The organism is Streptomyces sp. NPDC048057 (assembly GCF_040653095.1).
Taxonomy (GTDB): Bacteria; Actinomycetota; Actinomycetes; order Streptomycetales; family Streptomycetaceae; genus Streptomyces.
The window spans coordinates 240155-246558 of the sequence record NZ_JBEZNF010000011.1; the positions used below are offsets into that span (position 1 = coordinate 240155).

Genomic DNA, 6404 nt, shown 5'->3' on the forward strand with positions numbered 1-6404 from the left:
CGTCGCCTCTTTCCACTTTCCACGGGGTCACGGGGGGAGCGCTGGGTGGTTCGTCGCAGGTGTTCACACGGACAGCGCCACCGGGGCCCCGGCCTGTTCGCCGCCGCACATCAGCGCGTGCAGGTGCGCGGCGAGCATGCCGGGCGTCGGGTGGTCGAAGACGAGGCCGGGAGCGAGTTTCCGCTCGGTGAGGGTGCGGAGCCGGTTGCGCAGTTCGATGGCCGTGAGGGAGTCGAAGCCGATCTCGAAGAGCCCCTGGTCGGCGTCGATGTGGTGCGTCGTGCCGTGGCCGAGGACCGCGGCGACCTGCGCGCGCACCAGGTCGAGCAGCACCGTCGTCTGCTCGGCCGGGGGCAGTGCGGCGAGCCGCTCGGACAGCTGCCGGTGCTCGTCGCCGCCCGCCGCGCGGGCCAGTTGCCGGCCGGCGCGGACGAGGCCGCGCAGCAGGTGCGGCACCCCGCCAGCGGCCGTGGCGCCGGCGCGTACGCCCCGCAGGTCCAGCTTGGCCGGGACCAGCAGGGTCTGCCCTGACGCCACGGCGGCGTCGAACAGCTCCATGCCCTCCGCCGGGGTCATCGCCTGGAGCCCGCCGCGGCGGCTCATCCGGCTCTTGGTGAGGTCGTCGGTGTGGGCGGCCATGCCGCTGGTCTGGTCCCACAGGCCCCAGGCCAGGGACAGGCCGGGCAGTCCCGCGGCCCGACGGTTGGCCATCAGACCGTCGAGGAAGGCGTTCGCTGCGGCGTAGCTGCCGCTGCCCGCGCCCATGAAGACCGCGGAGACCGACGAGTAGACGACGAACGCGTCCAGATCCAGGCCGAGTTCACGGGTCAGGTCGTCGAGGTGCCGCACCGCGGTCGCCTTCGGCGCGAACACCCCCGCCAGGCGCTCCGGCGTCAGCGCTCCGACCACTCCGTCGTCCGTCACTCCGGCCGTGTGCACGATCCCGGTCAGCCGGTGCTCTTCCGGTACGCCCGCCAGCAGGGCCTTCACCTGCTCGCGGTCGGTCAGGTCACAGGCCACGGCCGACACCGTCGCGCCTTGCTCGCCGAGTTCGGCCAGCAACTCCGGTACGCCCTCGGCGTCCGCACCCCGCCGACTGGCGAGCAGCAGATGCCGTACGCCGTGCCGGGTGACGAGGTGCCGGGCCGCGAGCGCGCCCAGCGATCCGGCACCCGAGATCAGGACGGTGCCCTCGGGCCCGAACACCGCCGGTGCGTCGGCGGCTCGCCCGGTGACGCGGGCGAGGCGGGGCACGGAGAGGACCGTGCCGCGCACCGCGACCTGCGGCTCGCCGCTGTCGACGACCGCGCCCAGGACGGTTTCCGGGGCGGTGTCCGCGTCGACGTCGAGCAGGACGATGCGGTCCGGGTGTTCGGCCTGCGCGGCGCGCACCAGACCCCACACGGCCGCTCCGGCCGGGTCCCGTACGGTGTCCTCCCCGCCGGCGGGCACCGCGCCCCGGGTCACCACCAGCAGCCGGGACTCCTCCAGTCCGGTCCCGGCCAGCCAGCACTGCACGACGTCGAGGACGCGGGAGGTCAGGGACACCGCGGCGTCCTCCTCGTCGCCGCCGACGGCGTCCATCACCGCGAGGGCGGGGGCCGCCGCGCCCGATTCCACGTCGTCGGCCAGCGTCGCCACCTCCTCCGCCGTGGCCACCGCCACCCGTGACGGCGCAGGCCGCGCCTCCCGCACCGCAGGCAGCTCGACCCACTCCACCCGGAACAGCGAGTCGACGCGCGCCGCGCCCGACGCCGTCTCCAACTGCTCGTTGGAGACCACCCGGCCGACCAGCGAGTCCATCGTCACGACCAGACCACCGGCCTCGTCCACGGCCTCCAGCGACAGGGCGTCGCGCTCGGGCTTCGCCACCCGGACCCGCAGGGCCGAGGCACCCGCCGCGTGCAGTTCGAGCCCGTTCCAGGCGAACGGCAACCGCAGTTCGAGCCCGTCCTCGCTGCTCGTGCCGCCGTCCGCGGTGACCGCGGCCACGGCGTTCAGCATGGTCGAGTGCAGGGCCGCGTCGAGGAGGGCGGGGTGGATGCCGTACCGGCCCGCTTCCTCGCGCTGCTCCTCGGGCAGGGCGACCTCGGCGAACACCTCGTCGCCGCGCCGCCACACCGTTCGCACGCTCCGGAACGCCGGGCCGTAGCCGTAGCCGCCCCGGGCGAGCTGCTCGTAGCCGGCACCGATGTCCACGGGCTCCGCGCCGGGCGGCGGCCAGGCGGCGAAGTCGAAGCCGCTGCCGGCAGCCGGCCGGGCGGCTGTCGAGAGGAGCCCGGTGGCGTGCCGGGTCCAGGTGTCGGTGTCGCCGTCGTCCTCGCGTTGGGAGTACACCTCGACCGTGCGCGCACCGCTCTCCTCGGGCCCGCCCACGGCGACCTGTACGCGTACGCCGCCCCGTTCGGGCACCACCAACGGCGCCTCGATCACCAGCTCTTCCAGAACACCGCACCCCACCTCGTCACCGGCCCGCACCGCCAGCTCCACCAGTCCGGTGCCCGGTACGAGGACGACACCGCTGACGGCGTGGTCGGCGAGCCACGGGTGCGTGCGCAGCGACAGGCGCGAGCTGAAGACCAGGCCGTCGGTCTGCGGCAGCCGCACGACCGCCCCCAGCAACGGGTGCTCGGCCCCCGCAAGTCCCAGCGCCGCCGCACCGCCGGTCAGCTCGGCCGGCTTGAGCCAGTAGTGCTGGTGGTCGAAGGCGTACGTCGGCAGGTCCGCCCGCGCGGCTCCCGTGGGCAGCACACCGCTCCAGTCGATGTCGACGCCGTGTACGAACAGCTCGGCCATGGATGCCAGCAACCGCCGCAGGCCGCCCTCTTCGCGCCGCAGTGACCCGGTCACCACGGCCGCGCTGTCGGCGGCATCGACGCTCTCGGTGATCGGTTGCACCAGCACGGGGTGAGCGCTGACCTCCACGAACACCCCGTAGCCCTGACCGAGCAGGTCGTGGACCGCGGGTCCGAACCGCACTTGACCCCGTAGATTGCGGTACCAGTACGCGCCGTCCAGCACCCCGGCGTCCTCCACCCGACCGCCGGTCACGGTGGAGAAGAACGGGATCGTCTGCGCGTGCGCACTCACCTCCGCCAGGGCTTCGGCCAGGGTCTCCCGGATGTCTTCGACGTGACGGGTGTGGGATGCGTAGTCGACCGCCACGCGCCGCGTACGGACTCCGGCGCCGGACAGCGTCTCCAGCACTTCGTCCAGGGCCTGGGCGTCGCCGGCGATCACCACGGAGGTCGGCCCGTTGACGGCCGCGACCTCCACTCGGCCCGCCCACGGCGCCAGACGTTCAGCCGCCTCCTCCTCGCCGAGAGCCACCGACGCCATGCCCCCACGGCCCGCCAACTCCGTGGCAATGGCCTGACTCCGCAACGCCACCACCCGCGCCGCATCCTCCAGGGACAACGCACCGGACACACACGCCGCAGCGATCTCGCCTTGCGAATGCCCGAGTACGGCGTCCGGTACGACCCCAACCGACGCCCACACGGAAGCCAACCCCACCATCACCGCAAAACTCGCCGGCTGCACCACATCCACCCGCTCAAGAAGACCCGGGTCGGTCTCACCCCGCAGGACATCGATGAGCGACCAGTCCACCCACGGTGCCAGGGCCGCCGCGCACTCCGCGATCCGCTCCGCGAACACCGTTGAGGAATCGAGGAGTTCACGGCCCATCCCGACCCACTGCGAACCCTGCCCCGGGAACACCCACACCACCTTGCCCGCCACACCCGCACTGCCCGACACCACATTCGGACCCCCCTCCCCCGCCGCCAGCAACCGCAACCCCTCCAGCGCCTCCCCCGCCGAGCCCACCACCACCACCGCACGCTCACCGAACACGGCCCGGCCTGACACCAGCGCACCGGCCACCGACGTCAACGAGACGCCGGCTCCCGACTCCACGTACGACGCGAGACGTCCGGCCTGCCCCGCCAGCGAACCCGCACTCCGCGCGGACACGACCAGCGGCAGCACGCTCTCAGGGGCGTCGCACTCGGAGGCCGGCTCCTCGGGTGCCTCCTCCAGGATCAGATGGGCGTTCGTGCCGCTGATGCCGAACGCGGACACGCCGGCCCGGCGCGGACGGCCGTTGCGAGCCCACACGCGCGCCTCGGTCAGCAGCTCGACCGCGCCCGCCGACCAGTCCACTTCGTTCGTGGGCTCGTCCACGTGCAGCGTGGGCGGCATGACCGCGTGGCGCAGGGCCTGCACCATCTTGATCACACCGGCTGCGCCCGCTGCGGCCTGCGCATGGCCGATGTTCGACTTCAACGAGCCCAGCCACAGCGGCCGTTCAGGGTCACGGCCCTGTCCATACGTGGCGAGGAGCGCCTGTGCCTCGATCGGGTCGCCCAGCGTCGTCCCGGTGCCGTGGCCCTCCACGACGTCCACTTCGGCCGGGGCGAGTCCCGCATTGGCCAGGGCGCTGCGGATCACGCGCTGCTGCGAGGGGCCGTTCGGAGCGGTCAGGCCGTTGGACGCGCCGTCCTGGTTGACCGCGCTGCCCCGGATGACCGCGAGGATCCGATGGCCGCGCTCCCGCGCGACGGACAGGCGCTCCAGGACCACCAGGCCGACGCCTTCGGACCAGCCGGTGCCGTCGGCGCCCGCCGCGTAGGACTTGCAGCGTCCGTCGGTGGCCAGGCCCCGCTGCCGGGAGAACTCCACGAAGGCCCCGGGGGTCGCCATCACGGCGACGCCGCCGGCCAGCGCCGTCGAGCACTCGCCCTGCCGCAGCGCCTGCGCCGCCAGGTGCATGGCAACCAGGGACGACGAGCACGCGGTGTCCACGGTGACCGCCGGGCCCTCGAAGCCGAAGGCGTACGCCACCCGGCCGGATGCCACGCTCGGCGCCGAGCCGGTGCCCGTGTAGCCCTCGACGTCCCGTGCCGCCGCGCCCATGCCGTAACCCTGGGTGGACACGCCGGCGAACACCCCGACGTCCGTGCCCTTCAGCGACAGGGGGTCGATGCCCGCCTGTTCCAGGGCCTCCCACGAGGTTTCGAGGAGCAGTCGCTGCTGCGGGTCCATGGCTTGCGCCTCGCGCGGGGAGATGCCGAAGAACCCGGGGTCGAAGAGGCCGGCGCCCTGGAGGAAGCCGCCCTGACGGGCGTACGACGTCCCGCTGTTGTCAGGGTCCGCGTCGAACAGGCCCTCCAGGTCCCAGCCCCGGTCCTCCGGGAACCCCGACATGCCCTCACGGCCCTCACGCACCAGCCGCCACAAGCCCTCGGGATCGCTCACCCCACCGGGCAGCCGGCACGCCATCCCGACGATCGCCATCGGCTCGTCGGGGTCGGCGACGACAGGCGCGGCCGGGGCGGCGGCGTCGGCCTTCTCGACCAGTTCTTCGCGCAGGTAGCGGGCGAGGGCTTCGGGGGTCGGGTAGTCGAAGACGAGGGTGGCGGGGAACTTGAGAGCGGTCGCCTCGCGCAGCCGGTTGCGCAGCTCCACCGAGGTGAGCGAGTCGAATCCGGCTTCGTTGAAGGCGGTGTCCGGGCGCACCGCCCCGGGGCCGGTGTGTCCGAGGACGACCGCGGCCTGGGTGCGGACGAGGTCGAGCAGCAGGGCCTCCTGCTCCGCCGGGGCGAGCCCGGTCAGACGCAGGGCCAGCTCGCCGCCGTCGGAGGAGGCGGCTCGCGCCTGCTGTCGGCCCGCGCGGACGAGGCCGCGCAGCAGGTGCGGGACCGTGCCGCCGGACGCCGCGCCCGCGCGGGCTCCCCGCAGGTCCAGCTTGATCGGGACCAGCAGCGGCTGCCCGGCCGCAGCGGCCGCGTCGAACAGCTCCATGCCTTCGGTGGCTGTGATGGCGAGGACGCCGCCGCGGTCGGCGCGCGCCTGGTCGACTTCGTCGAGTTGCGCGGTCATGCCCGCGGACTGCTCCCACAGGCCCCAGGCGAGGGAGAGCCCGGGCAGGCCCGCCGCCCGCCGATGCGCCATCAGCCCGTCGAGGTAGGCGTTGGCCGCCGCGTAGTTCCCCTGGCCCGCCGAGCCGAACACGCCCGACGCGGAGGAGTACACGATGAACGCGTCGAGGTCCAGGTCCCGCGTCAGCTCGTCGAGGTGCCGCACCGCGTCCACCTTCGGCGCGAACACCCCCGCCAGCCGCTCCGGGGACAGCGCCCCGATGACCCCGTCGTCCAGGACGCCCGCCGTGTGGACGACGCCCGTCAGCCGGTGCTCTTCCGGTACGCCCGCCAGCAGGGCCTTCACCTGGTCGCGGTCGGACACGTCGCACGCCACCACCGACACCGCAGCGCCCAACTTGCCGAGTTCGGCCACCAACTCCGGTACGCCCTCGGCGTCCGCACCCCGCCGACTGGCCAGGACCAGATGCCGCACCCCGTGCCGAGCCACCAGATGACGGGCCACCAGACCACCCAGGG

Annotated in this window: 1 protein-coding gene; it reads right to left on the minus strand. The window is 73.7% G+C overall.

Translation table 11 applies throughout. The features are described 5' to 3' along the window. Positions 1-63: 63 nt before the first annotated feature. Entirely contained in the window at positions 64-6390 is a 6327-nt protein-coding gene (locus AB0E05_RS15665; protein WP_361963462.1) for a type I polyketide synthase, read from the minus strand. Between the last annotated feature and the right edge of the window lie 14 nt (positions 6391-6404).